Source organism: Laceyella sacchari (assembly GCF_004343255.1).
In the GTDB taxonomy this organism is placed as follows: Bacteria; Bacillota; Bacilli; order Thermoactinomycetales; family Thermoactinomycetaceae; genus Laceyella; species Laceyella sacchari.
Window position 1 is genome coordinate 39,303 of record NZ_SMDD01000004.1, and the last position, 25,174, is coordinate 64,476.

23 protein-coding genes and 2 tRNA genes are annotated in these 25,174 nt (G+C 49.0%); all 25 read left to right on the forward strand.

From position 1 onward, the window contains the following. Nucleotides 1–48 precede the first annotated feature (48 nt). The 25 genes from EDC32_RS13830 to EDC32_RS13945 all read left to right on the forward strand — a co-directional run bounded on the left by EDC32_RS13830 (nucleotide 49) and on the right by EDC32_RS13945 (nucleotide 25,140). A tRNA-Met gene (locus EDC32_RS13830) sits at nucleotides 49–125 on the forward strand. 7 nt (nucleotides 126–132) lie between these two features. Continuing rightward, nucleotides 133–209 (forward strand) — tRNA-Met (locus EDC32_RS13835). Between the two features lie 102 nt (nucleotides 210–311). Continuing rightward, nucleotides 312–797, forward strand: a complete 486-nt coding sequence (locus EDC32_RS13840) for a ribonuclease FAU-1 family protein (protein ID WP_054095522.1) — start codon at nucleotides 312–314, stop codon at nucleotides 795–797. 294 nt (nucleotides 798–1,091) lie between these two features. Next, complete coding sequence (gene spoIIE / locus EDC32_RS13845; protein WP_132223085.1) at nucleotides 1,092–3,554, forward strand: stage II sporulation protein E; 2,463 nt, start codon at nucleotides 1,092–1,094, stop codon at nucleotides 3,552–3,554. 103 nt (nucleotides 3,555–3,657) lie between these two features. Next, a complete protein-coding gene (tilS, locus tag EDC32_RS13850; RefSeq protein WP_132223087.1) occupies nucleotides 3,658–5,061 on the forward strand; it encodes a tRNA lysidine(34) synthetase TilS in 1,404 nt (467 codons plus the stop codon). A 28-nt stretch (nucleotides 5,062–5,089) separates the two neighbouring features. Continuing rightward, nucleotides 5,090–5,626, forward strand: coding sequence for a hypoxanthine phosphoribosyltransferase (hpt, locus tag EDC32_RS13855; protein WP_132223089.1), 537 nt, complete (start codon nucleotides 5,090–5,092; stop codon nucleotides 5,624–5,626). Between the two features lie 76 nt (nucleotides 5,627–5,702). Then, nucleotides 5,703–7,721, forward strand: coding sequence for an ATP-dependent zinc metalloprotease FtsH (gene ftsH, locus EDC32_RS13860; protein WP_132223091.1), 2,019 nt, complete (start codon nucleotides 5,703–5,705; stop codon nucleotides 7,719–7,721). A 92-nt stretch (nucleotides 7,722–7,813) separates the two neighbouring features. Continuing rightward, nucleotides 7,814–8,602, forward strand: coding sequence for a type III pantothenate kinase (locus EDC32_RS13865; protein WP_132223093.1), 789 nt, complete (start codon nucleotides 7,814–7,816; stop codon nucleotides 8,600–8,602). 185 nt (nucleotides 8,603–8,787) lie between these two features. Beyond that, the gene (hslO, locus tag EDC32_RS13870; protein WP_342774507.1) at nucleotides 8,788–9,669 is read left to right on the forward strand and encodes an Hsp33 family molecular chaperone HslO; all 882 of its coding nucleotides are present in this window, start codon (nucleotides 8,788–8,790) and stop codon (nucleotides 9,667–9,669) included. A 73-nt stretch (nucleotides 9,670–9,742) separates the two neighbouring features. Further along, nucleotides 9,743–10,666 (forward strand): cysteine synthase A, encoded by a 924-nt coding sequence (gene cysK, locus EDC32_RS13875; RefSeq protein ID WP_102991269.1) that lies wholly within the window; start codon nucleotides 9,743–9,745, stop codon nucleotides 10,664–10,666. Nucleotides 10,667–10,829: 163 nt separating this feature from the next. Continuing rightward, the gene (locus EDC32_RS13880) at nucleotides 10,830–11,414 is read left to right on the forward strand and encodes an anthranilate synthase component II (protein ID WP_132223095.1); all 585 of its coding nucleotides are present in this window, start codon (nucleotides 10,830–10,832) and stop codon (nucleotides 11,412–11,414) included. 24 nt (nucleotides 11,415–11,438) lie between these two features. Further along, nucleotides 11,439–12,305, forward strand: a complete 867-nt coding sequence (locus EDC32_RS13885) for an aminotransferase class IV (protein ID WP_246026963.1) — start codon at nucleotides 11,439–11,441, stop codon at nucleotides 12,303–12,305. Between the two features lie 5 nt (nucleotides 12,306–12,310). Beyond that, nucleotides 12,311–13,153, forward strand: coding sequence for a dihydropteroate synthase (gene folP, locus EDC32_RS13890; protein WP_132223099.1), 843 nt, complete (start codon nucleotides 12,311–12,313; stop codon nucleotides 13,151–13,153). Beyond that, nucleotides 13,153–13,512 carry a dihydroneopterin aldolase gene (gene folB / locus EDC32_RS13895; protein ID WP_132223101.1) on the forward strand — a complete coding sequence of 120 codons (360 nt, stop codon included), beginning with the start codon at nucleotides 13,153–13,155 and terminating at the stop codon, nucleotides 13,510–13,512. The genes folP and folB overlap by 1 nt, the downstream gene beginning before the upstream one ends. 8 nt (nucleotides 13,513–13,520) lie before the next feature. Next, nucleotides 13,521–14,039 (forward strand): 2-amino-4-hydroxy-6-hydroxymethyldihydropteridine diphosphokinase, encoded by a 519-nt coding sequence (gene folK, locus EDC32_RS13900; RefSeq protein ID WP_035952921.1) that lies wholly within the window; start codon nucleotides 13,521–13,523, stop codon nucleotides 14,037–14,039. 108 nt (nucleotides 14,040–14,147) lie between these two features. Beyond that, nucleotides 14,148–15,164 carry a tRNA dihydrouridine synthase DusB gene (gene dusB / locus EDC32_RS13905; RefSeq protein ID WP_132223103.1) on the forward strand — a complete coding sequence of 339 codons (1,017 nt, stop codon included), beginning with the start codon at nucleotides 14,148–14,150 and terminating at the stop codon, nucleotides 15,162–15,164. A gap of 50 nt (nucleotides 15,165–15,214) precedes the next feature. Beyond that, nucleotides 15,215–16,702, forward strand: a complete 1,488-nt coding sequence (gene lysS / locus EDC32_RS13910; RefSeq protein WP_132223106.1) for a lysine--tRNA ligase — start codon at nucleotides 15,215–15,217, stop codon at nucleotides 16,700–16,702. 206 nt (nucleotides 16,703–16,908) lie between these two features. Beyond that, nucleotides 16,909–17,043, forward strand: a complete 135-nt coding sequence (locus tag EDC32_RS16775; protein ID WP_259436116.1) for a hypothetical protein — start codon at nucleotides 16,909–16,911, stop codon at nucleotides 17,041–17,043. A gap of 560 nt (nucleotides 17,044–17,603) precedes the next feature. Then, nucleotides 17,604–18,242 (forward strand): nucleotide exchange factor GrpE, encoded by a 639-nt coding sequence (locus EDC32_RS13915; protein WP_132223109.1) that lies wholly within the window; start codon nucleotides 17,604–17,606, stop codon nucleotides 18,240–18,242. A gap of 207 nt (nucleotides 18,243–18,449) precedes the next feature. Next, a complete protein-coding gene (locus EDC32_RS13920; RefSeq protein ID WP_132223112.1) occupies nucleotides 18,450–19,973 on the forward strand; it encodes an Hsp70 family protein in 1,524 nt (507 codons plus the stop codon). Between the two features lie 396 nt (nucleotides 19,974–20,369). Next, entirely contained in the window at nucleotides 20,370–21,548 is a 1,179-nt protein-coding gene (locus EDC32_RS13925) for a CpaE/TadZ family protein (protein ID WP_132223115.1), read from the forward strand. A gap of 14 nt (nucleotides 21,549–21,562) precedes the next feature. After that, nucleotides 21,563–22,009 carry a prepilin peptidase gene (locus EDC32_RS13930; protein ID WP_158283396.1) on the forward strand — a complete coding sequence of 149 codons (447 nt, stop codon included), beginning with the start codon at nucleotides 21,563–21,565 and terminating at the stop codon, nucleotides 22,007–22,009. 19 nt (nucleotides 22,010–22,028) lie between these two features. After that, nucleotides 22,029–22,787: a CpaB family protein gene (locus EDC32_RS13935; RefSeq protein ID WP_132223121.1), complete on the forward strand. Its 759-nt coding sequence runs from the start codon at nucleotides 22,029–22,031 to the stop codon at nucleotides 22,785–22,787. Nucleotides 22,788–22,843: 56 nt separating this feature from the next. After that, entirely contained in the window at nucleotides 22,844–24,217 is a 1,374-nt protein-coding gene (locus tag EDC32_RS13940; protein ID WP_132223124.1) for a TadA family conjugal transfer-associated ATPase, read from the forward strand. Further along, nucleotides 24,217–25,140 carry a type II secretion system F family protein gene (locus EDC32_RS13945; RefSeq protein WP_132223127.1) on the forward strand — a complete coding sequence of 308 codons (924 nt, stop codon included), beginning with the start codon at nucleotides 24,217–24,219 and terminating at the stop codon, nucleotides 25,138–25,140. Before EDC32_RS13940 ends, EDC32_RS13945 begins: the two co-directional genes overlap by 1 nt. The last annotated feature ends 34 nt before the right edge of the window (nucleotides 25,141–25,174 follow it).

The window sequence follows — 25,174 nt, forward strand, 5'->3', positions numbered from 1 at the left end:
TATAATAATCATTGTTCGCAGTGATGAACTCAAATCCTTTTAGAATGTCGCGGGGTGGAGCAGTCTGGTAGCTCGTCGGGCTCATAACCCGAAGGTCGCAGGTTCAAATCCTGTCCCCGCAACCAAATATATGGCGGCGTAGCTCAGCTGGCTAGAGCGTACGGTTCATACCCGTGAGGTCGGGGGTTCGAGGCCCTCCGCCGCTACCAAGTGCAAGAGAGGAGAAGGCGAGGAAACCCTATCGTGGGTGGTGCATCGCCTTTTTTTTGTGTCATTTTATTGGGATGCATGATAAGCATGGGAGTGGTTGTGTGAATGTCGTTATCAAGAAAGTCAAATTTACCACGATAAATAAAACATATACGGAAAAGGTGCGGGATTGGCGGGGGCGCCATTGCTTCTCTACGCAATATGCCAATCCGGACGGCAAGCGGATTTTCCTCACTTACTATTTTGTGCGCAAGGGGTATACCATCTCAAAGGTGTTTAACCGATCAGGGGAATTCCTCTACTACTATTGCGACGTGATGCAAATGCACCAAGTGGGCCGAATGCGTTATGTCATGGTGGACTTGTTGTTTGATCTGATCGTTTATCCGGATGGCACCTATCACCTGATTGACGTGGATGAGTTTGCCGACTCGGTGGAACGGGGACAATTGAAGCGGCGGCAACAAGTCCATGCGCTCCGGACGTTAGACCAAATGATTCGTTTGCAGACGGAGCGGAAGTTGATCCCGTCGTTTGTACATGAAGCCCAGATGTACCCCTTGAACACGTTTGCGCGCCGGCTTTGATGGGTTATTTCGACATGGCGAAACGATGGACACAGTAGAATATTAGAAGTTTTGTCGCTCCTGTGCTGAAAGTGATGCAAAACGACACCAAGGGATGGTGTTTAGACAAGCCCCCCGCTGTACCGCGGAGGGGTTTTTGTTTGCCGGCGGAGTGGAGAAAGCCAATCAAGGCGCTGGATTACCCAGAGGACAAAATTTGTCGCAAAAATTTTCCTTTCATTCAGACTGTTTGACAAACTTTTCTTCCGTCCCATCGCTATAATGGGTGGCACAAAGTGATTGGGGTGATGGGTCATGCAAATGGGTACTTATATCAAAAATTTTTTCATTCGTCCAGTTAGTTGGTTTGGAGTGGATCAAAGCAGGCAGAGAAGAGCTATATACCGATTATCCACCATGTGGAATGTGCCAGTGTTGGTGATGGGTTTTCTCCTGGGTAGAGCTACCATTCTTGACACATTCTCTCCATTTGCGGTGGCGTATGTGGCAGTGATCTACCATCTTGCTCGCAAACAATGGCCGGTGGTGCTTTTGTCACTGATACTGGGGGCAGCCACTTTGGGTCCACTCAAGGCGGTGGAGACGGCCGGCGTGTTGGCAATTTGGTTGTTGTTGCAAAAAGGATGGGACTGGTTAGGGAAAGGGCAGATCAATTATGTCCCTTTTGTTGTGGGGGCATGCGGCGCCGCGGCCCACCTGGCGGAAGGGATGATCGGAGGCTGGAGCTCGTACAAAGGCTTGATGGCTGCCGCCGAAGTTTTGCTGAGTTTCATCCTGACATTCATCTTTGTACACTCCTTGCCGTTGTTTACAGTAAAGAAAAAACGGATTGCTTTGCGGCATGAGGAGATTGTATGCCTGGTAATTTTACTCGGTTCTGTCATGACGGGCATGATGGATTGGTTTGTGGCTGATCTGTCGGTGGTCAACATGGTGTCCCGCTACGCGATATTATTGTTTGCGCTGATCGGCGGTGGGTTGCTCGGTTCATCGATCGGCGTAGTGACGGGAGTGATATTGAGTCTGTCCGATACCAAAGCGGTGATGCAGATCAGCTTGCTGGCCTTCGCGGGGTTGTTGGCCGGCCTGTTTAAAGAAGGTAAGCGGTGGGGGGTGGCCATCGGCTTCATGCTCGGTTCAGCCATCCTGACCTTGTACGATGGTGGTGCCGAAGTAATGTGGATGTCACTCAAGGAGTCGGCTTGCGCCGTCGTACTGTTTATGCTGACGCCCAACCGCTTGATCCAATCGTTGTCCCGTTTTGTGCCGGGGACAACGGAGAATCAGTCGGCACATTTAGAATATATCAAACGGTTGCGTGATGTGACCGCAGCCAAGGTAGAGCAGTTTACGGAATTGTTTCAGGAACTTAGTTTCAGCTTTAGAGAGGACGCCACCAAGCATCGCAAAGAACATGAGGATCAGGTTAATTTTTTTCTGTCGGAAGTAATGCATGACGCGTGCGGGGGATGCCCACGCTATGCGGATTGTTGGGACAAGCAAGTCATGAAAACGTATCAAGGCATGACTGAATTGATGGCCATGGTGGAAACGAACGGTGTCACCGATGAGATCGCGGTGCCCCCATTTTGGGAGCAGCATTGTATGCGCGGCGAACGGGTGATGGGTTCGATTCAAAAACAGTACGCCCGCTATGAGCAAAACATTTACTGGAAGGAAAAAATGCAGGAATCGCGCCGGTTGGTATCGGACCAATTGGCGGGTATGGCCGAAGTGATGGAGAAGCTGGCTAAGGAGATCCGCCATGAGACACAAGTGATGGCGGCGCACGAAGAGCAAATTCATGAGGCCTTAGAGGAGTTGGGCTTGTCCATACAGCGGGTGGATATTATCAATCTCGAGGAAGGCAAAGTGGAGATTGAAGTGGTGATGCCGGAACGGGAAGGGTTGGACGAATGCAAAAAGCTGGTGGCGCCTTTGCTGACAGAGGTGTTGGGGGAACCCATCTCGGTGTACCGGAAAGTGATCAAAGACGGTTCACATGGGGCAGTTATCACCTTGGGCTCAGCGCAACGGTTTGAGTTGAAAACAGGGGCAGCCAATGCGGCGAAAGGGGGCGGGGTTATTTCTGGAGACAGCTATTGTTATATGAGTTTGGGCACGGGCAAATGCGCGGTGGCGTTATCTGACGGCATGGGGAATGGACAGCGCGCCCAAGAAGAGAGCAGTGCCGCGCTTAAATTGTTGCGCCGCTTGCTTCAGTCGGGGATGTGTGAAGAGCGGGCGGTTGACACGGTGAACTCCATCTTGAGTCTGCGGTCGGCTGATGAGATGTTCGCCACGGTCGATTTGGCTATCGTCGACTTGAATACAGCAAAGGGGCGGTTTATGAAGATCGGTTCCACTCCGGGATTTGTTAAACGGGGCAAACAGGTGATGACCCTCTCGGCCGCCAACCCCCCGATTGGCATCCTGAGTGAGATTGAGATCGAGCCGATTGAGATGCAACTGCAACCGGGGGATTTGGTCATATTGATGACTGATGGCGTCTACGATGCGCCGCGGCGGGCGGTGAACAAGGATGCGGTGATGACCCGGTTAATTTCGGAGATCGACACCAAGGATCCGCAAGACTTTGCCGATTGTTTGCTGGAGAAGGTGGTTCGCTACCATGGCGGGCGTATCAGTGATGACATGACGGTGGTTGTAGCCAAAGTGGAGCGGTATGCACCGGAATGGTCAACCATCCGATTGCCTGGTGTGAAACCACTCAAGCGCTCACATTTGGTGGTTTAAATTTGCTTCCCGGTGCGAAACAGGATATGATGAAAAGAGAAGGATGAGTGGCGTTTGCTCGGGGGAGTTCCCCCGGGTTTGACGCGCCAAGGAGACGATTCAGGTGTTTCTTGCTCAATTGAGAGAAGAGCTGAACCGAATGGGCTTGGCGGGGCGGCGGGCCAGGGTGTTGGTAGGCGTCTCGGGTGGGGCCGATTCCATCGCCTTGGTACATGCCCTGAAAAAAATAGAACAAGAGGTAGATATTTTTGTCGCCGCTGTTCATGTCAACCATCAGCTCAGAGGGGAAGAAAGCGAAGCCGACGAGCAACATGTCAAGGCGTTTTGCGAGGAATGGAAAATACCTTGCCGGACGGTCAGGGTAAATGTTGGAAGTTTGTTAGAACAAAAAGGCGGGAACAAACAGGCAGTCGCGCGTGAACTCCGTTATGACGCCTTTGAGAAAACGGCGCGGGCATGGCGGATGGATGCTGTCGCTACTGCTCATCATGCTGATGACCAGCTGGAAACGGTATTGATGCGGTTGGTCAGGGGAACGGGGGTAGCAGGGCTGGCGGGTATCGAGCCGATCCGTGCTTGGCGCAGCTTCCAATTGATCCGGCCGCTGTTGACGTTCACCAAACAGGAGATAGAGCGTTACTGCCAGGATGCGGGATTGCCCACGCGTTTGGATTCCAGTAACTTGCTTCCCGACTACACTCGCAATCGCCTGCGGATGGAAGTGGTTCCATTGCTGGAAGCGTACAACCCCCATGTACAAAAAGCGGTTTGTACCTTGAGTGACTTGGTTCGGGAAGAAGAGAAAGTGTGGTCCGAATGGGTGGAGGACGCTTTGGGCAAGGTGCTTCTCGAGCGGGGTGATGCCAGCTTCACCCTTGATGTTTCAAGTTTTCTTCACCTTCCAATCGCTTTACAAAGAAGGGTAGTTAAACTAATATTAAGTTATCTTTCGCAAGATGATACGTTTGGAGTCAGTCTTGACGCGGTTGAAAAGGTGAGAAAACTCGTTGCGGACGGATCTTCATCCAGTATGTTTCATCTCCCCGGCGGTATTATAGCGGAGCGGGAATATGAAAAAGTACATATGCGCAAGGCAGAGTGCGGCGCAGAACATGCCACTCAGTTAGGGGAAATTGTGTTATCTGTTCCTGGTACGACGTGTTTGCCCGGGTTTTTGGGTAAAATAGAAGTATTGGAATCGGATGTGGCATTACATAACGTGGATCTTGGTCGGAATGCTGTCGTCTTCGACCGAGATCATTTGCCGTTTCCCCTCTTCGTAAGAGCCCGCCAAAGCGGGGATCGTATGACATGCTTGGGGATGGACGGAAGAAAAAAGCTGAAAAAAGTGCTGATGGAAGCAAAAGTTCCCAAGCGCCAACGTGACCGGGTTCCGATTGTGACCGCGGGAGATGAGATTATCTGGGTTCCAGGGGTGAAGCGGTCGGGTGTCGCTCCCGTCACCCCAAAGACCACTCGGTTTTTGTATCTAATCTGGGAAGAGTAAATTGCTTGTGTGTGGTAGGAGGAAAGTCATGCATCAAGATGTCAAGGAAGTTCTTATTTCCGAAGAGCAAATCAAAGAGAAAGTGCGGGAATTGGGTCAACGTCTGTCAGAGGAGTACAAAGACTTGAACCCGCTATGTGTCTGCGTGTTAAAGGGTGCTGTGCCATTTATGGCGGATTTAATCCGGGAGATGCCGATTAAGATGGAAATGGATTTCATGGCTGTATCCAGCTATGGCAATTCGACCACTTCCTCGGGTGTTGTGCGCATCCTTAAAGATTTGGACGCATCCATCGAAGGACGTCATGTTTTGATTGTCGAAGATATTATCGATTCGGGTTTGACGTTGAGTTACTTGGTTGAGATGCTGAAAGGCCGGAATGCCGCTTCAGTCAAAATCGTCACTCTTCTCGATAAACCAGACCGCCGCAAGGTGGATTTGAGCCCGGATTACTGTGGTTTCACCATTCCGGATGCGTTTGTGATCGGTTACGGGCTTGACTTTGCCGAGAAGTATCGCAACTTGCCTTATATCGGTGTGCTGAAAGAAGAAGTGTACCAGTGATGCGCCAGAGCGGTCTATTGAGTATGGGAAGTCGACTGTGATAAAATGATACAAGTGGACTGAGAGGAGGCCAGGGATGAAACACTTCTTCCTCAGGAACGGAGTATTATACTTAATCCTCATCCTTATCACAATCGGGGTTGTCAACATGATCGCCAACCCTGGAGTGGATAAACAAAATTTTAGATACGATGAATTTAGAACGAAGCTGCTTCAAAAACAGTTAGATGATATTACGGTCCAATACGATAACGGTGTTTACAATATCGAAGGCAAGATCAAAGGCACGGCTAAAAGCTTCTTCACTATTGCCCCAGCTGGCTATGGAAGCTCCGTGATCGAAGATATCCAAACTGCCGGAGTGAAGGTGAACATCGAAAAAACAAAAGGGGACTCAGTTTGGCTCACGTTCTTTACCTCAGTCATTCCTTTTGTCATCATCTTACTTATTTTCTTCTTCTTGTTTAACCAAGCTCAAGGCGGCGGAAGTCGCGTGATGAATTTCGGCAAGAGCAAAGCGAAGTTATACAATGAAGAGAAAAGACGGGTTACATTTGATGATGTGGCAGGAGCGGATGAAGAAAAAGCGGAGTTAGTTGAGATCGTCGATTTCTTGAAAGACAATCGGCGGTATGCGGCGATGGGTGCTCGCATCCCCAAAGGGGTACTATTGGTTGGGCCTCCAGGTACGGGTAAAACGCTGTTAGCTCGCGCAGTTGCGGGTGAAGCGAAAGTGCCGTTCTTCTCCATCAGCGGTTCCGACTTTGTAGAGATGTTCGTCGGTGTCGGTGCTTCACGGGTTCGTGACTTGTTTGAACAGGCCAAGAAAAATGCTCCGTGTATCATTTTCATCGATGAGATCGACGCGGTAGGGCGTCAGCGCGGTGCGGGTCTTGGCGGCGGCCACGACGAACGCGAGCAAACCTTGAACCAATTGTTGGTGGAGATGGACGGTTTTGATGTCAATGCGGGCATCATCATCATGGCTGCAACGAACCGTCCCGACATTTTGGATCCGGCGTTGCTTCGTCCTGGACGTTTTGACAGACAGATCTTGGTTAATCGCCCCGACGTAAAAGGGCGCGAAGCTGTGTTGAAAGTACACGCACGCAATAAGCCGATTGCTGATGATGTGAAGTTGAATGTGATCGCGCAACGCACCACCGGGTTCTCTGGCGCGGATTTGGAGAACCTGTTGAATGAAGCGGCATTGCTAGCGGCGCGTAGCAATAAGAAGAAGATCACCATGGAAGAAGTGGATGAAGCGATCGACCGGGTGATTGCGGGTCCGCAGAAGAAAAGCCGCGTCATCAGCGAAAAAGAACGCAAGATCGTCGCTTATCACGAAGCAGGGCACGTGCTTTGCGGATATTATCTGGAAAATGCGGACATTGTCCATAAGGTGACGATTGTCCCCCGTGGGCAAGCAGGTGGATATGCGATGATGTTGCCTAAGGAAGACCGTTATTTGGCAACCAAAAGCGAACTGCTTGATCGGGTGACGGGTCTCCTAGGTGGACGTGTGGCTGAGGAAATTATCTTTGGCGAAATCAGCACCGGTGCGAGTAATGACTTTGAAAAGGCGACAGCCATCGTGCGCGCTATGATCACCGAATACGGGATGAGCGACAAGCTGGCTACGATGACTTTTGGCCGTTCGCAAGGGCAAGTGTTCTTGGGCCGCGATTTGAGCCAAGAGCAAAACTACAGTGACAAAGTGGCATACGAAATCGACATCGAGATGCAAGAGATGGTGCGCAAATGTTACAACCGCGCCAAAAACCTGCTCATCGAACGCCGCGATCAATTGGAACTCATGGCTCAAACCCTGCTGGTACGGGAAACGCTGGATGAAGAGCAAATCAAACAGCTGTTGGAGACCGGAAAGCTGGATGATGACAGCGATGTGAAAGTAAACATCCAGACCAAAGACGACCATGGGACGGATGAAAGCGGAAACGAAGAGAAGAAACAAGATGCGAACCTCGCTTCGGCTAAGGACTTCTCTTCCGATAAATATGGAATCCGGCGCAATGTCGATTCCACGAGTGGTGAGGAAAACGCGTCTGACAAAGACGATAAAAAGCCACTCTAATCCTTTGCGAAAAAGAGGCGGGATGGCGCCTCTTTTTCTTATGGCCAAAAGTACAGGCAAATCCCAAATCAACAAGTGAATGGGTGGGCATAATGCTAAAAGAAAAACTTTTATTGCTAATAGATGTGGGTAATACCAATGTGGTGCTGGGTGTGTATCGGCAAGATGAACTGCTTCATCATTGGCGCTTACAAACGGATCGCAATGCCACCGAAGATGAATTTGGTGTAATGTTGAGAAGCCTGTTTGATTATGTAGGCATCGACTTTGATATGATCGAAGGCGTGGTTCTGTCATCGGTGGTTCCGCCGTTGACAGTGGTGTTGGAACGCATGACGGAGAAGTATTTAAAACAAAAACCGCTTGTTTTGGGGCCGGGAGTTAAAACCGGGTTGAACATCAAATACGATAATCCGCGCGAGGTGGGGGCAGACCGCATTGCCAATGCCGTGGCGGCGTTGGAGTTGTATGGCGCCCCGGCGATCATTGTCGATTTTGGTACGGCAACCACGTTTTGTTTTATCGATGAAGAAGGGAACTATATCGGTGGAGCGATTACACCAGGGGTTAATATCTCAGCAGAAGCGCTGTACCAACGTGCTGCGAAATTGACCCGGGTGGAAATTGTGAAGCCGGATTCCGTGGTGGGACGTAATACGGTTCAAGCCGTTCAAGCGGGCATATATTATGGGTATGTAGGTGTCGTGGACGAGATTGTCACACGCATGAAACAGGTGTTGACCAAGCGCCCGTATGTCGTAGCCACGGGCGGCCTGGCCAAATTGATTTGCAACGACACCAAAACGATTGACGAAATCAACCCATTGTTGACACTCGTGGGGTTGAAGCTGATTTGGGAAAGAAACCGAAAGCCTGTTTGATTGTGGAATCACGTGGGCATCACCCTAAGTGGATTGGGCATGCGGGCCCATCTGGTACGGGTGGATGCCTCTTTTCAATCAGGCAAGTTTTCTAAGCATATGCGTTTAGACCACATGTGGTTGTGGAGCAGAAAAACGAAAGCGCTTCATGCTTTGCTTGAGCAATTTATATATGGGAGTGACTGATGATGACAGATTATGCGATTCGTGCCATCTCGAAGGATGGGAAAGTGCGCGGCTTTGCCGCAATTACTACAAACTTGGTGCAGGAGTTACAGAAACGACATGGCACCTATCCGGTGGTTAGTGCGGCGTTGGGAAGAACGGCGACCATGGGGGCGTTGATTGGGCTCACATTGAAAGAGGAGCGCCACAAAGTGACCATTCAGGTGGCGGGAGACGGTCCGATTGGCCGAATCATAGTGGATGCTGATGGAGAAGGACATGTTCGCGGCTCGGTCGACAATCCTTATGTGGAGCATAATGATGATTACAAGTTAAATGTGGGAGCAGCCGTGGGCCAGGGGAGCATTTATGTGACGAAAGATCTGGGCTTAAAAGAACCGTACCGCGGTGCGTCGCCGATTATCTCTGGCGAGCTGGCTGAAGATTTTACCTACTACTTTGCGGTTTCCGAACAGACTCCCTCTTCAGTGGGTCTGGGCGTGCTGGTCAAAGGGGAGCAAATTCTCGTTGCCGGAGGTTATATGATTCAAGTGATGCCGGGTGCCTCCGATGAGGTAATCACCCGTTTGGAGACGGCTATTGAGGAACTGAACAAACTGACCTCTATCTCTGAGTTGCTCCATCAAGGAGTCACCGCAGAAGAGTTGTTGGTGCGTTTAATGGGGGAAGGGACGGAGATTCTTCACAAGCAACCGATTTCCTTCGCATGCCATTGTTCCCGCGAGAAAAGCCGAACCATGCTCAAGTCTTTGGGGAAAGAAGAACTGAAAAGCCTCCTGAATGAACTGGGTCAAGCAGAGGTCGTTTGTCATTTCTGTAATGAGAAGTATATGTTCAGTGGGGAAGAACTGGAACGTATAATAAAAGAAGAAGTGAATTGACAAATTATTTTATTGGGTGATATGATAGGTGTAACAATTCCTATCAGTTTAATCGGAATAGGAGGCTTGCCCTATGCGCGTAGCGAACAATGTGTTGGAATTGATCGGCCAGACCCCTTTGGTGAAATTGAATCGAATCGTTGGCAAGTCAGATGCCGATATATTTTTAAAGTTGGAGTTTTTTAACCCTGGTGGCAGTGTGAAAGACCGTATCGCCCTCAGCATGATCGAAGAGGCGGAAAAGCGTGGTGAGCTGAAACCGGGATCGACGATTGTGGAGCCGACCAGCGGGAACACTGGCATCGGTTTGGCCATGGTCGCTGCGGCAAAAGGATACCGCGCTATTCTGGTCATGCCCGAAACAATGAGTTTGGAACGGCGCAATCTGCTTAAAGCCTACGGTGCGGAATTGGTGCTGACCCCCGGACCGGAAGGGATGCGCGGCGCCATTAACAAGGCAGAAGCGATCAAAGCGGAACATCCGGATTACTTTATGCCGCAACAGTTCAGCAACCCAGACAATGTGAAAATTCACTTGGAAACAACGGCTTTGGAAATCGTTGAACAAACCGGTGGCGACATTGATGCTTTTGTAGCCGGTGTGGGCACAGGAGGCACCATCACGGGTGTGGGTCGCGTGTTGAAAGAGAAATTCCCGCACGTGCGCGTCATCGCGGTGGAGCCGACGACTTCTCCGGTGTTGTCCGGCGGAAGCCCTGGACTTCATAAAATCCAAGGCATTGGTGCCGGATTTATCCCTGACATCTTGGACACCAATGTGTATGATGAAGTCATTCAAATCGAAAATGAAGAAGCGTTTGAGTGGGCGCGGCGTCTGGCTCGTGAAGAAGGCCTCTTGGTTGGAATTTCCTCCGGCGCGGCGACGGCAGCGGCCATTAAAGTGGCTCGCCGCCTGGGACTCGGCAAAAAAGTTGTGGCTGTCGCTCCAAGTAACGGTGAAAGATATTTGACCACGCCGTTATTCCAATTTGATTGATGCAAATCAACTTTGGCTATCCTGTGAACATGGGATAGCCTTTTTGTATGCTCTTCTTGGCTTGTGTGGCGCGCCCAGTTGGAATTTAAGATGAAGAATTGATCGGCATGTGTTAAAATAAGTTGATTAGAAGAGCTTAGAAGAGATGAGGGGAGAATAGCTGATGATTTTAATGATTGACAACTATGATTCCTTTACTTATAACCTCGTTCAGTATTTGGGTGAATTGGGGAAGGAACTTGAAGTTGTCCGCAATGATGAAATAGATGTTGACGAGATAAAGAAGCGGAATCCGGAAGTGATCGTTTTGTCGCCTGGGCCAGGCCGCCCGGAAGATGCGGGGATTTGTCTAGAAGTTGTGCGGCGTTATGCCGGACAGATTCCCATCTTGGGCGTTTGTCTTGGGCACCAGACGATCGCCCAGGCGTTTGGTGGGAATGTGATCCGTGCAAAGCGCCTCATGCATGGAAAAACATCGCCAATCAATCATGATGGACAGACAATTTTTACGGGGATGCCCACGCCTTTAACGGTGACGCGCTACCATTCTTTGTTGGTAGACCGGGAGACGTTGCCCGCTGAGCTAGTCATCAGTGCCGAAACCGATGAAGGGGAGATCATGGCTTTGCGCCACCGTTCTTTGCCGATTGAAGGTGTGCAATTTCATCCTGAATCGATTTTGAGCGAGAATGGCAAGGCGCTGTTGGCCAATTTCATTTGCTTTTATGGAAAATGGGATTCCCGGTGACAGGGGGATTGATACGTGGCTTGGATGATGTTGGATGGACAGCCGACGGAAGAGGCCTCAGCAAAGCTGCCCATCATGGATCATGGTTTGCTATATGGCGTCGGGGCTTTTGAAACGATAAGAATATACCAAGGATTTCCTTTTCTCATAGATGATCATCTTGCGCGGTTGGAGCGGGGCTTGTCCCGGCAGCGCATTCGCTTTCCCTGGCAGCGAGAGGAATGGCTGGCGCAAATTGAGGAGTTGTTGCGGCTTTCAGGGTTGCAGAACGCATCTTTGCGCATCATGGTGACGGGTGGTGAAGAGGGCTTGGGGCTAAGTGCGAGCGAGTATCAACAGCCCCACACCTTGATGTTTATTCGACCGCTTCCCTTTGATGACGGAGAATGGTTTGCCAAAGGAAAGGAGTTGGAGGTAGTTTCCATTCCGCGGCAATCACCTGGCGGAGCGGCCGACATCAAGAGCAATAACTACCTTAACAGCGTGTTGGCGCGCCAACAAGTTCAGCGCTTTCCAGAAGTCGAAGGGTTGATGTTGACGCTGGACGGATTCTTAGCAGAAGGGATCGTGAGCAATATTTTCTTTGTGCGTGACGGCAAATTATACACGCCGTCATTGGATTTGGGTATTTTGGACGGGGTGACCCGCAAGTGGGTGATCGCGCTGGCGCAATCGCTGGGAATCGAGGTGCAAGAAGGGAAGTATCCGCTTGCTGCGTTGGATGAAGCCGAAGAGATTTTTATCACCAACTCCATTCAGGAGCTGGTTCCCATTCGCATTTGGCGGGGGCGGCACCTCGAGGAACACCCAATCACCGATGCATTGTATGGGGCGTATCGCTCATGGACAACCTTATTAACCAGCGCTGGAGAGTTAAGCAGGAGGATGTAGCACGCATGAAATCACACAGTATAAAAGCGGGTCCTTATTCGTTATCATATGGCAACCGAACACTGGTGATGGGGATTGTCAATGTCACGCCTGATTCTTTTTCCGACGGGGGCAAGTATGCCTCCGCCCAGCTTGCATTGGAACATGCCAAGCAATTGGTGGAAGACGGGGCTGACATCATCGATATCGGTGGGGAATCGACCCGTCCTGGGGCTGAGCCTGTTTCGCTTGAGGAGGAACTGGCTCGGGTGATTCCCGCAGTCCAATTGTTGGCCAAAGAATTGGATTGTCCTATTTCGGTTGACACCTATAAGGCGGAAGTGGCCAAGCAGGCGGTGTTGGCGGGTGCTCACATCATCAACGATATCTGGGGAGCGAAGCGAGACCCGCGGATGGCCGAAGTGGCGGCAGAGCTAGATGTGCCGATCATCCTGATGCACAACCGGGAAGAAGCCCGGTATGATTCCTTGATCGATGATGTTTGTGCTGACTTGCTCGCTTCGGTTGACTTGGTTAGACAGGCGGGTGTGCGGGAAGAGAACATTATCTTAGACCCAGGCATCGGCTTTGCCAAAACAGTTGAAGACAACTTTGAAGTGATGCGCCATCTGGACCGGATTGTGGCGCTCGGTTATCCTGTATTGTTGGGAACCTCGCGTAAATCTTTTATCGGCAAGACGTTAGACTTGCCCCCGAATGAACGGGTAGAAGGGACGGCAGCCACTGTGGCCTATGGCATCACCAAAGGATGCCAACTCATGCGTGTGCATGATGTGAAGGAGATGGTCCGGGTGTCCCGCATGATGGATGCATTGGTTTACGGCCGGACAGTGGGGGAGGAGAGATGATGGATAAAATTTTCCTCAACCGCATGTGTTTTTACGCCTATCATGGTGCCTATCCGGAGGAAAACCGGTTAGGGCAACATTTTTATGTGGACTTGGAAATGACATTAAATCTCCAACCCGCGGCCTTGGCCGATGATTTATCTTTGACGGTCAATTATGGACAGGTGTATGAACTGATTGAGCAGGAGATGACCCAAACCAAAGTGAAGTTGTTGGAGACATTGGCGGAACGGATCGCGGGACGGATTCTTCGTGAGTTTCCGGTTGCAGAAGTGCGGTTGCGTGTGACCAAACCCAATCCGCCGATTCCAGGCCATTATGAGTCGGTGGGCGTGGAGATTGTGCGCAAGCGATCATGAGCCGTAAGATGAGAGCTTATCTGGGGCTTGGCGGCAACATGGGCGACCGCCTGTCTTTGTTGAGCCAAGCAGTTAAGCTTTTGGATTTGACCCAGGGCATCTCGGTCAACCGCATCTCCTCCATATATGAAACAGCTCCAGTGGGCCTGTTGGAGCAACCGCACTTCTACAATTTGGTGGTGGAGATTCAAACCACTCTGACTCCTGCTGAGCTGTTGCGGGTTGCACTGGCCATCGAGAAGAAATTACACCGTGTCCGCCACAAGCGGTGGGGCCCGCGAACTATTGATATTGATCTTTTGTTATATGATGATCGGATAATTCAACGCGAGGAATTGGAAATCCCGCATCCACGAATGCATGAGCGTGCTTTTGTGTTGGTACCGCTTATGGAGATCGCGGGGGATATTGCCATTCCAGGGACGGGTACTAGGCTAAGTCAATATATCGCCCAATTGCCCGCCGAACAAGAGATAACCAAGCTTGACGATGAGCTTTTCTCGGTATTGGAAAGAAACGGAAGTTGATGTTTTTGGTGTGGGACGGTAGGAATCCGCTTCGACATACCAAAGGAAGCCCTGTTTCGTTGCATGAATAAAATGAGTGAGTGGAATGAGTGGAAGGAGGGAAAACCATTGCTTAAAATTGGAGACATAGAAATGAAAAACCGGGTTGTGTTGGCACCGATGGCCGGTGTGTGCAACCCAGCATTCCGATTGATCGCCAAGGAGTTCGGCGTGGGTTTGGTTTGCGCAGAGATGGTCAGCGATAAAGCGATCCTGCATGGAAATAAACGTACGCAAGAAATGCTATATGTTGATGAACGGGAGAAGCCGCTCAGCTTGCAGATTTTCGGCGGAGACAAGGAAACGTTGGTAGAAGCGGCCAGAGTGGTGGACGAACAGACCAACGCTGACATTATCGATATCAATATGGGGTGCCCGGTGCCGAAAGTAGTGAAGTGTGATGCGGGCGCCCGCTGGCTGTTGGAGCCGAAAAAAATTGAAGAGATGGTTTCCGCCGTAGTCAAAGTGGTCAAAAAGCCGGTTACCGTGAAGATGCGGATCGGTTGGGATGAAGACCATATCTATGTGGAGGATAATGCCAAAGCTGTGGAAAGTGCGGGTGGGAAGGCCGTTGCCGTACACGGTCGCACGCGGCAACAGATGTACCGCGGCCATGCAAATTGGGAGTACATCCGCTTGGCTAAGCAAGCGGTATCCATCCCGGTTATCGGTAACGGAGATGTGTTCACCCCAGAAGACGCCAAGCGCATGCTGGAGACGACCGGTTGCGACGGGGTGATGATCGGGCGTGCTGCTTTGGGGAATCCATGGATGCTATATCGTACCGTTCATTACCTGGAACATGGTGAGCTTTTGCCGGAACCGTCGCCGTCTGAAAAGATCCGTATCGCCTTGTTGCACATGGATCGCTTGATCAACCTGCGCGGCGAACGGATTGCGGTGCGTGAAATGCGCAAACATGCTACATGGTATTTGAAAGGATTGCCTGGAGCATCCAAGATCAAAGATGTGGTCACGCAACAAGAAACGCGTGAAGGGATGGCAGACGTGCTGCTAACATTTGTCCGCGAATTGGAGCGGGAGCAAGCGGCCGAACAAGCCAATTTAAAACAGGAGACCGCATGACACCAGCGGATTGAGATTATATTTACCTATGAATGAAGGAGTGCATTGGGATGACACATGAAGAGCACAGCGATCTGTTTCAGGTGCGCCGCGACAAATTGGAAACTTTGCGCGAACAAGGGATCGACCCGTTCGGAGCCAAATTCGAGCGGACGCATTACGCGGAAGCGCTGATGCAGGAGTACGACGCCTTCTCCAAAGAAGAGTTGGAAGCAAAACAAGCAGAAGCAGTAGTAGCTGGCCGTTTGATGAGCAAGCGTCAACAGGGGAAAGCTACTTTCGCTCATTTGCAGGACATGTCTGGACGCATCCAAGTTTATGTGCGTTTGGATCGCGTGGGTGAGCAGGCATTTGAAATCTTCAATATGGCGGATATTGGCGACTTCATCGGCGTGAGCGGGGTGGTGTTCAAAACCAATCGAGGTGAGCTGAGCGTCAAAGCGAATGAAGTCACTTTCTTGGGCAAATCGTTGCGCCCGTTGCCAGAAAAATACCATGGATTGAAAGACGTGGAGTTGCGCTACCGCAAGCGTTACCTGGATTTGATCATGAATCCTGAAGTGAAGGACACATTCGTTATGCGCAGCAAAATCATTGCGGCCACCCGGCGGTATTTGGATGCGCAAGGATATTTGGAAGTGGAGACGCCGACGATGCATGCGATTGCGGGAGGGGCGGCAGCTCGGCCTTTTATCACGCATCACAATGCACTCGACATGACGTTGTACATGCGGATCGCACTGGAATTGCACTTGAAGCGCCTCTTGGTGGGGGGCATTGAGAAGGTATATGAAATTGGCCGTGTTTACCGAAACGAAGGGGTTTCTACTCGCCATAATCCGGAATTCACCATGTTGGAGCTGTATGAAGCGTATGGGGATTACCGTGACATCATGGATTTGACCGAGAACCTGATTGCCCATGTGGCCAAAGAAGTGCTGGGCACCACCCAGATTGAGTATCAGGGCCAACAAGTCGATTTGACGCCGGGCTGGGCGCGCAAATCAATGGTTGATTTGGTGAAGGAGCACTGCGGTGTTGATTTTTCTCGTCAGATGACGACGGAGGAAGCGCATCAGCTGGCCAAAGAACATGGTGTAGAAGTGACTCCGTCTATGACGTTTGGTCATATCCTGAATGAGTTCTTCGAACAAAAAGTAGAGCATTTGTTGATTCAACCCACATTCGTGACAGGGCATCCGGTGGAAATCTCCCCACTCGCGAAGAAAAATCCGCAAGATCCACGGTTTACGGATCGCTTTGAATTGTTTATTGTAGGACGCGAGCACGCTAACGCCTTCTCTGAATTAAATGACCCGATCGATCAGCGGGAACGCTTTGAAGCACAGTTGCGGGAGAAAGCGCAAGGAAACGATGAAGCGCATCCGATGGATGAGGACTTTATCGAAGCGCTGGAATATGGAATGCCGCCGACGGGAGGACTGGGGATTGGGATGGACCGCTTGGTTATGTTGTTAACCAACAGCCCGTCCATTCGGGATGTGCTCTTGTTCCCGCACATGCGTCATCAGGACTGATGTAGCTCATAACCTTCTGAAGTTATCCACAGCTTGTGCACAAATTGTGTGTGAATTGTGTATAACTTGTGTACAGAAAAGGGCAGTTTCTTCAACAAGAAGGAGCGGCCCTTTCTTTTTATAATAAATGGAAATAGAGGGTAAAAAAGGAATAGAGCTTATTGGTAGCGAATTTATTATGGAACCGCAAAATGGGGAGGGATTGCGTGGAAGATAAGTGCACCTGCGCTAACTGTGGAGCCAAGTCCTTATATATCCAATTTTTTGAGATCGACGGGAAGTATTACTGCCGCATTTGTTATACAGAGAAATTGATGGAAGAGGAGCGGAATCGGGAATAAAAGACTTGAATTAATTGAGGGTAAGGGGCGGGGCCAAGAGGTGTTAAGCCCCGTTTGTTTTGCTTTCATAAGCATGGAGATGGGATCAGAGAGAATGTCGCCGAGTCTAGCCATGTGCTGGCCTCGGCGATTTTGGTGGAGATGGCGGCCTGATTGGGCATGAAATGGCTTGTTTTAATGAAATAAACCTAATATAATGACCGTAGATTCATCTGGAACACAATGGATAATCATAATTTTCTAACGCGAGGCGGCTCTCGTTTTTTCGTCCAGTCCAGCTGACGGCAAAGATTGTGATAGACGATAGGCCAAAGAAGTGTTAGCGTAGGAGTATAGGTGATGCGAACCATTGTCCAAAATTGGACGCAATTTTTCGCAACAATTCGTCCTATCTATGTACTTGCGACATGAATTAACTTACGAGTAAAATGGTATAAGCGGGAAGATGTAGAAACGTTCAGCTTTTTCTGTTTCGCTTTTCTATTCTCAGGTGGAATTTCCAAGATTGTCTATCCTTGAATATATATTTAAATCCATTTGACCGTTAGGGAGGTTACTGTATGGGCCCCAGGAAAGAGAACCAGAAGCCAATGGGAGAAAAACATCATTTGCCATTCCCAGAGGCTCGATTTGGTTTGCCTGCGAGAAGAGATAATGCTGTCAGAGAAGTGAGAGAAGCACGTGGCAATAGCGAGCGCCAGCAACAGCAAGTTCTTACCATATTGAACAGCTTGCAACAAAACTTTACTTCATTGTTGCAGGTGGTAACCAATCGACTGAGCTACGATAAGACGAAAGAAGCCGCCTTCGACCGACTGTATAAAGAAATGGAAGATTTGAAGGTGGATCAGGAGTTAAACCAACTCCGCCCCCTCTATATCGATTTAATCCTGCTCATCGACCGCATGAACACGATATACAATGATAAATTAGACACTGGTAATCGTAACCCGGAATTAGTGAATATATTACAAACGCTAAGCCATGAAGTGTTAGAAATTTTGTATCGCCGTGGAGTGGAGCTGATCGTGGCGCCATCGAATAAATTTGACCCGCGCATCCAGCAAGTTGTGGAAGTGATCCCGACCAAGCACCCCGCTGAAGATGGCACAGTTGTACATATGGTGCGTCATGGCTTCAAATATAAGGATGTCGTCCTGCGTCCAGAAGAAGTGGTTATCAAAAAATACCATGGCTAGCTGTTGGCTTATTCACTTCGGAATCCAGCCTTCCTTGAAGTTAAAATTCTTATATTGAAGATGGGATTCCCATCTTTTCCTTTTGATTTGCACAACAGTTTGCCTGTTTGTTGCGTCTAATATTATGAACATAGAAAAGTGTCTCTTTAAAAAGCGTCATTATTGCCTTTTTGACCTTGATGGAAGTGATAGAGGGAGTGAAAAAAGATGGGAAGAGTTGTAGGGATCGACCTGGGAACGACTTACTCGGCGATCGCTATAGTAAACAATTACGGAAAACCGGAAATGCTCGCTAACCGTGAAGGAGAACGCATTACTCCTTCAGTCGTGCTCTTTGATGGTGCCGATGTCGTGGTGGGAAGCATCGCGAAGCGGACTGCGGTGGCAAGCCCGTTTAATGTGGTCCAGTTCGTAAAACGGCAGATTGGGGACAAGACATGGAAGTTTCAGACTGACAACCATGATGACTTCACACCTGAGGAAATCTCTGCGATGATTTTGCGCCGCCTCAAGGAAGACGCTGAGACATTGTTGGATGAGAAGATCGAGGATGCGGTGATCACCGTGCCAGCGTATTTCGATGACGCTCAGCGCAAAGCGACTCAAGACGCAGGACGGATTGCGGGACTCAATGTGTTGCGCATTATCAACGAACCGACCGCTGCTGCTTTGGCTTATGGTCTGGACAAAATGCATCAAACCCAAAACCTGCTCGTCTACGATTTGGGAGGCGGTACGTTCGATGTGACGATCATGAATCTGTCTCCGGACGGTTTGCGTGTACTTTCCACGGGTGGAGCGAAGAACCTGGGCGGTTTTGATTGGGACAACACGGTGATGAACTATTTAAATGAAGAATTTAAAGCGCAAGGCGGCATTGACTTGTTAGAAGACCCCATGTTGGAGCAAGATCTGCGCGAAAAAGCGGAAATCGCCAAGAAAACCCTCTCTGTCCGAGACCGCACCAATGTGTTCTTGTCTGCAAATGGAGTCAACGTTTCCATTCCTCTGACCCGCACCAAATTCGATGAATTAACGGCTCCCCTTCTCAACCGCACCCAAAAGATTTTGGAGTTTGTATTAGAGGATGCCGGCCTTCAATGGAAGGATATTGACCGTGTGTTGCTTGTGGGTGGTTCGACACGCATGAAACAAGTGCCGGCTATGATCGAACGCGTGACGGGAATCAAACAGTCCCTCGACGTAAACCCGGATGAGGTGGTTGCTCAAGGAGCGGCCATTCAAGGTGCGATTTTGCAAATTAAGCAAGGCACGGCCGATATGCACCTCACCCAAGCCTTCCCTGTCGTCGAAGTGCAGGATGTGAACTCGCACAGTATGGGAGTAGTGGCGTTGGACGAATCAGGTGAGGAATTCAACTCCATCGTGCTCAAGAAGGACACCACCATTCCGAGTCGGGTAAGCGGTCATTACAAAACAACGGTTGATGGCCAATCTCAACTTTTCTTGCAAGTGACTGAAGGCGAGGACAGCGACCTCGATTATGTGAAAATCGTCGGGGAAGGGATGATCGACCTTCCAGCTTATCCGAAGGGTGCGCCGTTGGAAGTGATTTTCGAATACGACAGTGATGGGATTATCCACATTTCGGTCATTGATTCCACCGCGGGAACCTTATTGGGTGAGCTGAACATCGAAAGAACTTCCAACCTGACCGAAGATGAAGTACTGGCGAAACAACGCCGTGTTGGGAAGATGGCAATCGGTTAATTAAATGATGGATTAGGCAAATAAAACAGAGTGAGTCAGCCCTTATCGTCGATTTTTCGAACAAATAGTGAAAGATAAGCGAAAAGCCGGGGAATCCCGGCTTTTTCATGTTGTCGAATGAAGTTGAACTATTGCCAATAATGTGGTAAATTGATAAAATTGAACCGATTGAGGGTATATATAAGTATATTATGCTAAACTTGGAGGAAGATTTCATTTAATCCCAATAAGATTATACATTTCCCATTATGTTTAATTAATACCCGGTTTTAAAATATTTAATAAATCTTAGCAGAAAGTATTGAACTTCATTTTTACTAAGATAAAATATAGTGATGCTATCATCAAATATCGTTGTTGAGAAAGCATGCTATTTAAGGAGGCTTTGCTTTTCTTATGTATCCAGATATCAAGTTGTTAATCATAACCGAAGAAGATTCGATTGCAACGGATTTGCGAGAAAGATTAAGCACTCAGTTTCCTCAGATCAGCCATGTTTACGCGTCAGAAGTGCGGCGTGAGATCGCCCGGATCCAGCCGGATGTCGTGTTGTTGCATGAAGGGGTCGGGAGCTTGGGGATGCAGCTGATCCCTTACATCTTGCGTGAAGTGACACAAGTCAAGATTGTTTTCCTCACTGAATCCAAAGATTCAATCCGCATTCGTGATGCCAGTCGCGCAGGAGCGTTTGATGTTCTCTTTTTCCCGGATGAGATTAATGCGCTAGGCGATGTGTTGTCTCGCGCCGTTATCGCGTTGCAATCTGATAGTGACAAGAATGAGGCGGCTGCCAATTTTACCTGGGGGCGCGGGCAAGTAATCGGTTTTTACAGCGGCAAGGGCGGTTCCGGCAAAAGTTTGATCGCTTCCACGCTAGCTCAGACGCTCCAGTTGGAATCCAACTCCAGTGTGCTGTTGGTGGATCTCAATTTTCAATTCGGCGGGGTGGAAACGTATCTCAATCTTGCAAGCGGCCGCAATCTATATGATTTGACGCCGGTTTTGCATGAGTTGAACGATAACCATATTCGCAGCGTGACCGTGATTGAACCTCACTCTGCCGTTGAAGTGTTGGCCAGTCCCGCTGATTTAGAAGTGGCCGAACAGATTACCGAAGAGCATGTCGAACGTCTGCTCCGCGCTGCCCGCCTTTACTATGATTACATACTTGTCGACATGCCAGCGGAAATGACCAACTTAACGTATGCGGCATTGGAAGAGGCGGACAAGATTTTTTACGTGTTAAATCCCGACGCCTTGTCCCTGCGCACATTGAACCGGGTGTTGACCGCATTTAACATGATTGGTGTGGACCCAACAGACCGTTTGGAAATCCTCGTTAACCGCATAAACCGCGACTCCGAAATCGGAGCCAAAGAAATCCGCCAACGCTTCAGCTTCGATATCGCCGGTGAATTCCGTGATGATCTAAAACGCATCGACCAGGCGATTAATCGCGGCAAGCCATTGCGCACCGCCAAAAACGAACGCAATCTGTCACTCTTCGCCCGGGACATGCAGAAGTTTGCCAAACAACTGCTGTCTGAATCGAAGAACGGCAAATCCACTTCATAAGGCGGGAGAATTCCTTGATTGAGCATGGGTTGTATCTCGTCTTGATAGGATTGTTGATCGCGGCAACGGTGACTGATCTCAAATACCGCTTAATCTACGACCGTTTCGTCGTGATTGGCATCGTGGCAGCTGTGCTCGCTCGCCTTTTTGAGCGGCCGGAACCATGGTGGAACTATGTGTTGACCGGTTTCGTCGCCTTTCTCATCCTTTATGTGATTGCCGTCGTAACCGATGAACGTTCTATCGGCGGAGGAGATGTGAAGCTGTTTGGCATGTTGGGGCTCGCCTTGGGCTTTCAACCTTTTCTCCTGATCTTTTTCTCCTCCCACCTGTTGGCGGCCCTCTATTTGCTCATCGTCAAGCTAGTGCGTTGGAACCAAGTGGGTCGCAAAACTGAATTCCCATTTGCCCCATTCATTCTACTTGGCACGGTGTTTACGTATGTGCTAACCAAATTATAAAAATAAGCAGGTGTGATCTATGCAGGATGCAAAGAGAAGAGCCTTATTGTTTTTAGTTGTCGCGTTGTTACTTTCTGCGATAGCCGGGTATATGTTTTTACAGAAAGTTAGTGAAGTCGATGAAACTTTGGGGAATTTTACTACGGTGTATGTGGCAAATAAAAGTATAGCTGTTCGAGAGCCTTTGAAACCTGAAGACTTTGAGGCGGTTAAGGTGCCGGAACAATATGTACAGCAATCTGCCATCACCAACTTGCAAGGAATTAAGTTGGAAAATGGAGTTTTTCCTATTACCAAGTTGATTACTGTTGTTCAATTGCAAAAAGGTGATTTGCTAACAAGCAATATGCTTAAGTCTGACACTAATTTGTCTTCTGATACAAAGCGCATGGTGATGTTGAGCCGTTCAGAAAAAGTCGGGTTTGATGATGTGTTCAGCTACAATGACCTTGTTGATATCATTGTAACCATGCCGAATACCAAATCAGTGGTTTATATGCAAAAAGTTCCTGTAGTTGCTTTGGCAAAAGACCAGCAAGGAAATGTGACCGGAATAGGGCTTGAGATGGGATTGACGGAAGCAGCCGACTTTGTTGATAAACAAGTAAATGCAATTAATATTCGAGTTCTTAAAGCTCCCAACGCGGAGGATATCAATGGAACGCGTAATGGCGGAAGTAATGATAAAGCTGCCCAGAAACTAAATGAACAAACCAAGACTAAACTGCCACAAACGGGTGGAGCACCACAAGATGATCTTCCAGGAACTGACAAATAAAAACGGTAATCAGCTGATGTGTATAAATCAGTTGTATTGTGAAGAAGGGGTGGCCTATGGCGATTTTTTCACAAAACCAACGATTGTCCAAGCATTTAAAACGACAGCGAGTAAATGAAAAACAAAAACAAGTTCAACGATCAGTTGATGATAATCGAGTAAACCAGTTAGCGCAGCATTTTAAAGCGAGACTGCTAAGTGAGACAGACCTTGAAAAATTGACGAAGATGCCGTCTGCAGAATTGCGTATTACACTGGACCGATTGGTGAGTCGTTATTTGGCGGAAGAGCAGGTCGTGTTGACCGGCCAAGAGCGGAATCGGGTCATCAATCGGATCATTAACGAGTCCGTGGGCTTTGGTCCATTGGAAGCCTTGTTGGAAGATGAAGAGATCACCGAAATTATGGTGAATGGTCCTTATGAAGTGTTCTACGAGAAGAAGGGTAAATTGTATAAAACGGATATCCAATTTCGCGATGAAGAAGCGTTGCGCCATGTGATCGACCGAATTGTGGCACCGATCGGCCGCCGGATTGACGTCAGTTCGCCCATGGTGGATGCGCGCCTACCTGACGGAAGCCGTGTGAATGCAGTAATTCCCCCGATCAGCTTGAAAGGATCGTTGCTTTCTATTCGTAAGTTTCGCAAAGACCCGATTCGGTTGGAGGACTTAATTTCATTTAACAGCATGACTCCGGATATGGCCAAATTCCTTACGAGTATGGTGAAAGCGAAGTTGAACATTATCATCTCTGGGGGTACGGGTAGCGGGAAAACGACCCTGCTGAATGCATTGGCGTGTTTCATTCCAGAAGATGAACGGATTATCACCATTGAGGATATGGCGGAGCTCCGCATTCCGCATACGCATGTTGTCGGGATGGAAGCGCGTCCTGCCAACGTGGAAGGCAAAGGGGAAGTTTCGATTCGCCAGCTTGTACGGAACGCGTTGCGGATGCGTCCTGACCGGATCATCGTAGGGGAGGTTCGCGGTGCGGAGGCGTTTGACATGCTACAAGCAATGAACACGGGTCATGAAGGCTCCATCACCACCGTACACGCCAACACCCCACAAGACGCTATGAGCCGCTTGGAGGGGATGGTCATGATGTCGGGAATGGATTTGCCTTCTGAAATCATTCGCCAGTATATTGTCAGTGCGGTTGATTACATTGTGCAAATCGGACGGTTGCCAGATGGGCAGCGCAAGATGTTAGCCATTGCAGAGATGCAGCAAAAGGAAGACGGTTCTGTCAAGATGATTGATATTTTCCGCTTTGTCCAGACCAATGTAGATAAAGACGGGAAGGTGGAAGGATACTTCGCACCAACTGGCTATTTACCTAGCTGCCTTGATCGTTTGCAAGCATATGGAGTGGGTGTGGATCAGAAGATCTTTCAGCCGAACCAGGCGGGAGTGAAGGAGTAATGCTTATTGGGATTATAGGTGCGCTCGCAATCTTCAGCTTTTTAACTGCAGTATATTTTTGGACTCAAATGAAGTCCGCCCAACGACAGACGGAAGAGGTTTTGGAAAAATATGTAGGTTCCCCTTCGGAAATGGGATGGTCGGACCGTCTAGTAGAAAAATTGGATCAATATGAATGGGCCCAGAAGTTGGAACCGCAGTTGAAGCGGGCTAGTATTCAACTTCGACCATCAGAATATGCTGCAGTATTGTTCTTGATTGGTATGGGTGTGTTCTTTTTGCTAAACAAAGGGATGGATGCCCCTCCTTTGTTCAGTGTACTGATCCCCATTATTTTGGTTCCGCTTGGTTCGAAAATGATGATTAATTCCCGTAAATTCCTGTATGCACAAAAGATTGACAATCAGCTGTCGGAAGCCTGCCGCTTGTTAAGTAGCGGAGCAAGGGCGGGCTTATCTATTCCGCAAGGACTGGAATTAGTTGTCAAAGAGATGGATGGGCCAATTAAGGAAGAACTGGGAATCGTTGTACGCGAATTGCAATTGGGAAAAAACGTAGAAGTGGCGTTAAAGGATATGCTGAAGCGTGTAGAAACCAAAGATATTCAGGTTTTTATCAATGCTTTGGTTATTCAGCGTCGGGCTGGGGGAGATTTAGCTAGGGTGTTGAGTGAAATGGCTGCTACGATGGAAGAGAGGAAGATTATCCATAAGACAATTGACGCAACCGTAGCCCAAGCTCGATATTCTGCCTATCTTCTGCCTGTTGTCTCTATTCTAATGGTGGTAATGATGAGTCAAATGATTGAAGGTTTTTTTGATTTTTTCACTACTGGCATTGGTATAGGGGTATTGGTGATATTTATTATTTTGCAAGTAGTTGGCTTTGTCCTAATCCGCAAAATTGCGGATATCAAAGTGTAGGGGTAGGGAGCAATGACCTTTTTCTTATATCTCT

Coding starts and splice junctions, on each gene's coding strand:
- hpt (WP_132223089.1), top strand. CDS start 5,090: ATGCATCAAGATGTCAAGGAAGTTCTTATTTCCGAAGAGCAAATCAAA.
- EDC32_RS13925 (WP_132223115.1), top strand. CDS start 20,370: ATGTATCCAGATATCAAGTTGTTAATCATAACCGAAGAAGATTCGATT.
- EDC32_RS13865 (WP_132223093.1), top strand. CDS start 7,814: ATGCTAAAAGAAAAACTTTTATTGCTAATAGATGTGGGTAATACCAAT.
- EDC32_RS13885 (WP_246026963.1), top strand. CDS start 11,439: ATGATGTTGGATGGACAGCCGACGGAAGAGGCCTCAGCAAAGCTGCCC.
- hslO (WP_342774507.1), top strand. CDS start 8,788: ATGATGACAGATTATGCGATTCGTGCCATCTCGAAGGATGGGAAAGTG.
- EDC32_RS13920 (WP_132223112.1), top strand. CDS start 18,450: ATGGGAAGAGTTGTAGGGATCGACCTGGGAACGACTTACTCGGCGATC.
- folB (WP_132223101.1), top strand. CDS start 13,153: ATGGATAAAATTTTCCTCAACCGCATGTGTTTTTACGCCTATCATGGT.
- folP (WP_132223099.1), top strand. CDS start 12,311: ATGAAATCACACAGTATAAAAGCGGGTCCTTATTCGTTATCATATGGC.
- cysK (WP_102991269.1), top strand. CDS start 9,743: ATGCGCGTAGCGAACAATGTGTTGGAATTGATCGGCCAGACCCCTTTG.
- EDC32_RS13915 (WP_132223109.1), top strand. CDS start 17,604: ATGGGCCCCAGGAAAGAGAACCAGAAGCCAATGGGAGAAAAACATCAT.
- ftsH (WP_132223091.1), top strand. CDS start 5,703: ATGAAACACTTCTTCCTCAGGAACGGAGTATTATACTTAATCCTCATC.
- lysS (WP_132223106.1), top strand. CDS start 15,215: ATGACACATGAAGAGCACAGCGATCTGTTTCAGGTGCGCCGCGACAAA.
- spoIIE (WP_132223085.1), top strand. CDS start 1,092: ATGCAAATGGGTACTTATATCAAAAATTTTTTCATTCGTCCAGTTAGT.
- folK (WP_035952921.1), top strand. CDS start 13,521: ATGAGAGCTTATCTGGGGCTTGGCGGCAACATGGGCGACCGCCTGTCT.
- EDC32_RS13945 (WP_132223127.1), top strand. CDS start 24,217: ATGCTTATTGGGATTATAGGTGCGCTCGCAATCTTCAGCTTTTTAACT.
- EDC32_RS13940 (WP_132223124.1), top strand. CDS start 22,844: ATGGCGATTTTTTCACAAAACCAACGATTGTCCAAGCATTTAAAACGA.
- EDC32_RS13880 (WP_132223095.1), top strand. CDS start 10,830: ATGATTTTAATGATTGACAACTATGATTCCTTTACTTATAACCTCGTT.
- EDC32_RS13935 (WP_132223121.1), top strand. CDS start 22,029: ATGCAGGATGCAAAGAGAAGAGCCTTATTGTTTTTAGTTGTCGCGTTG.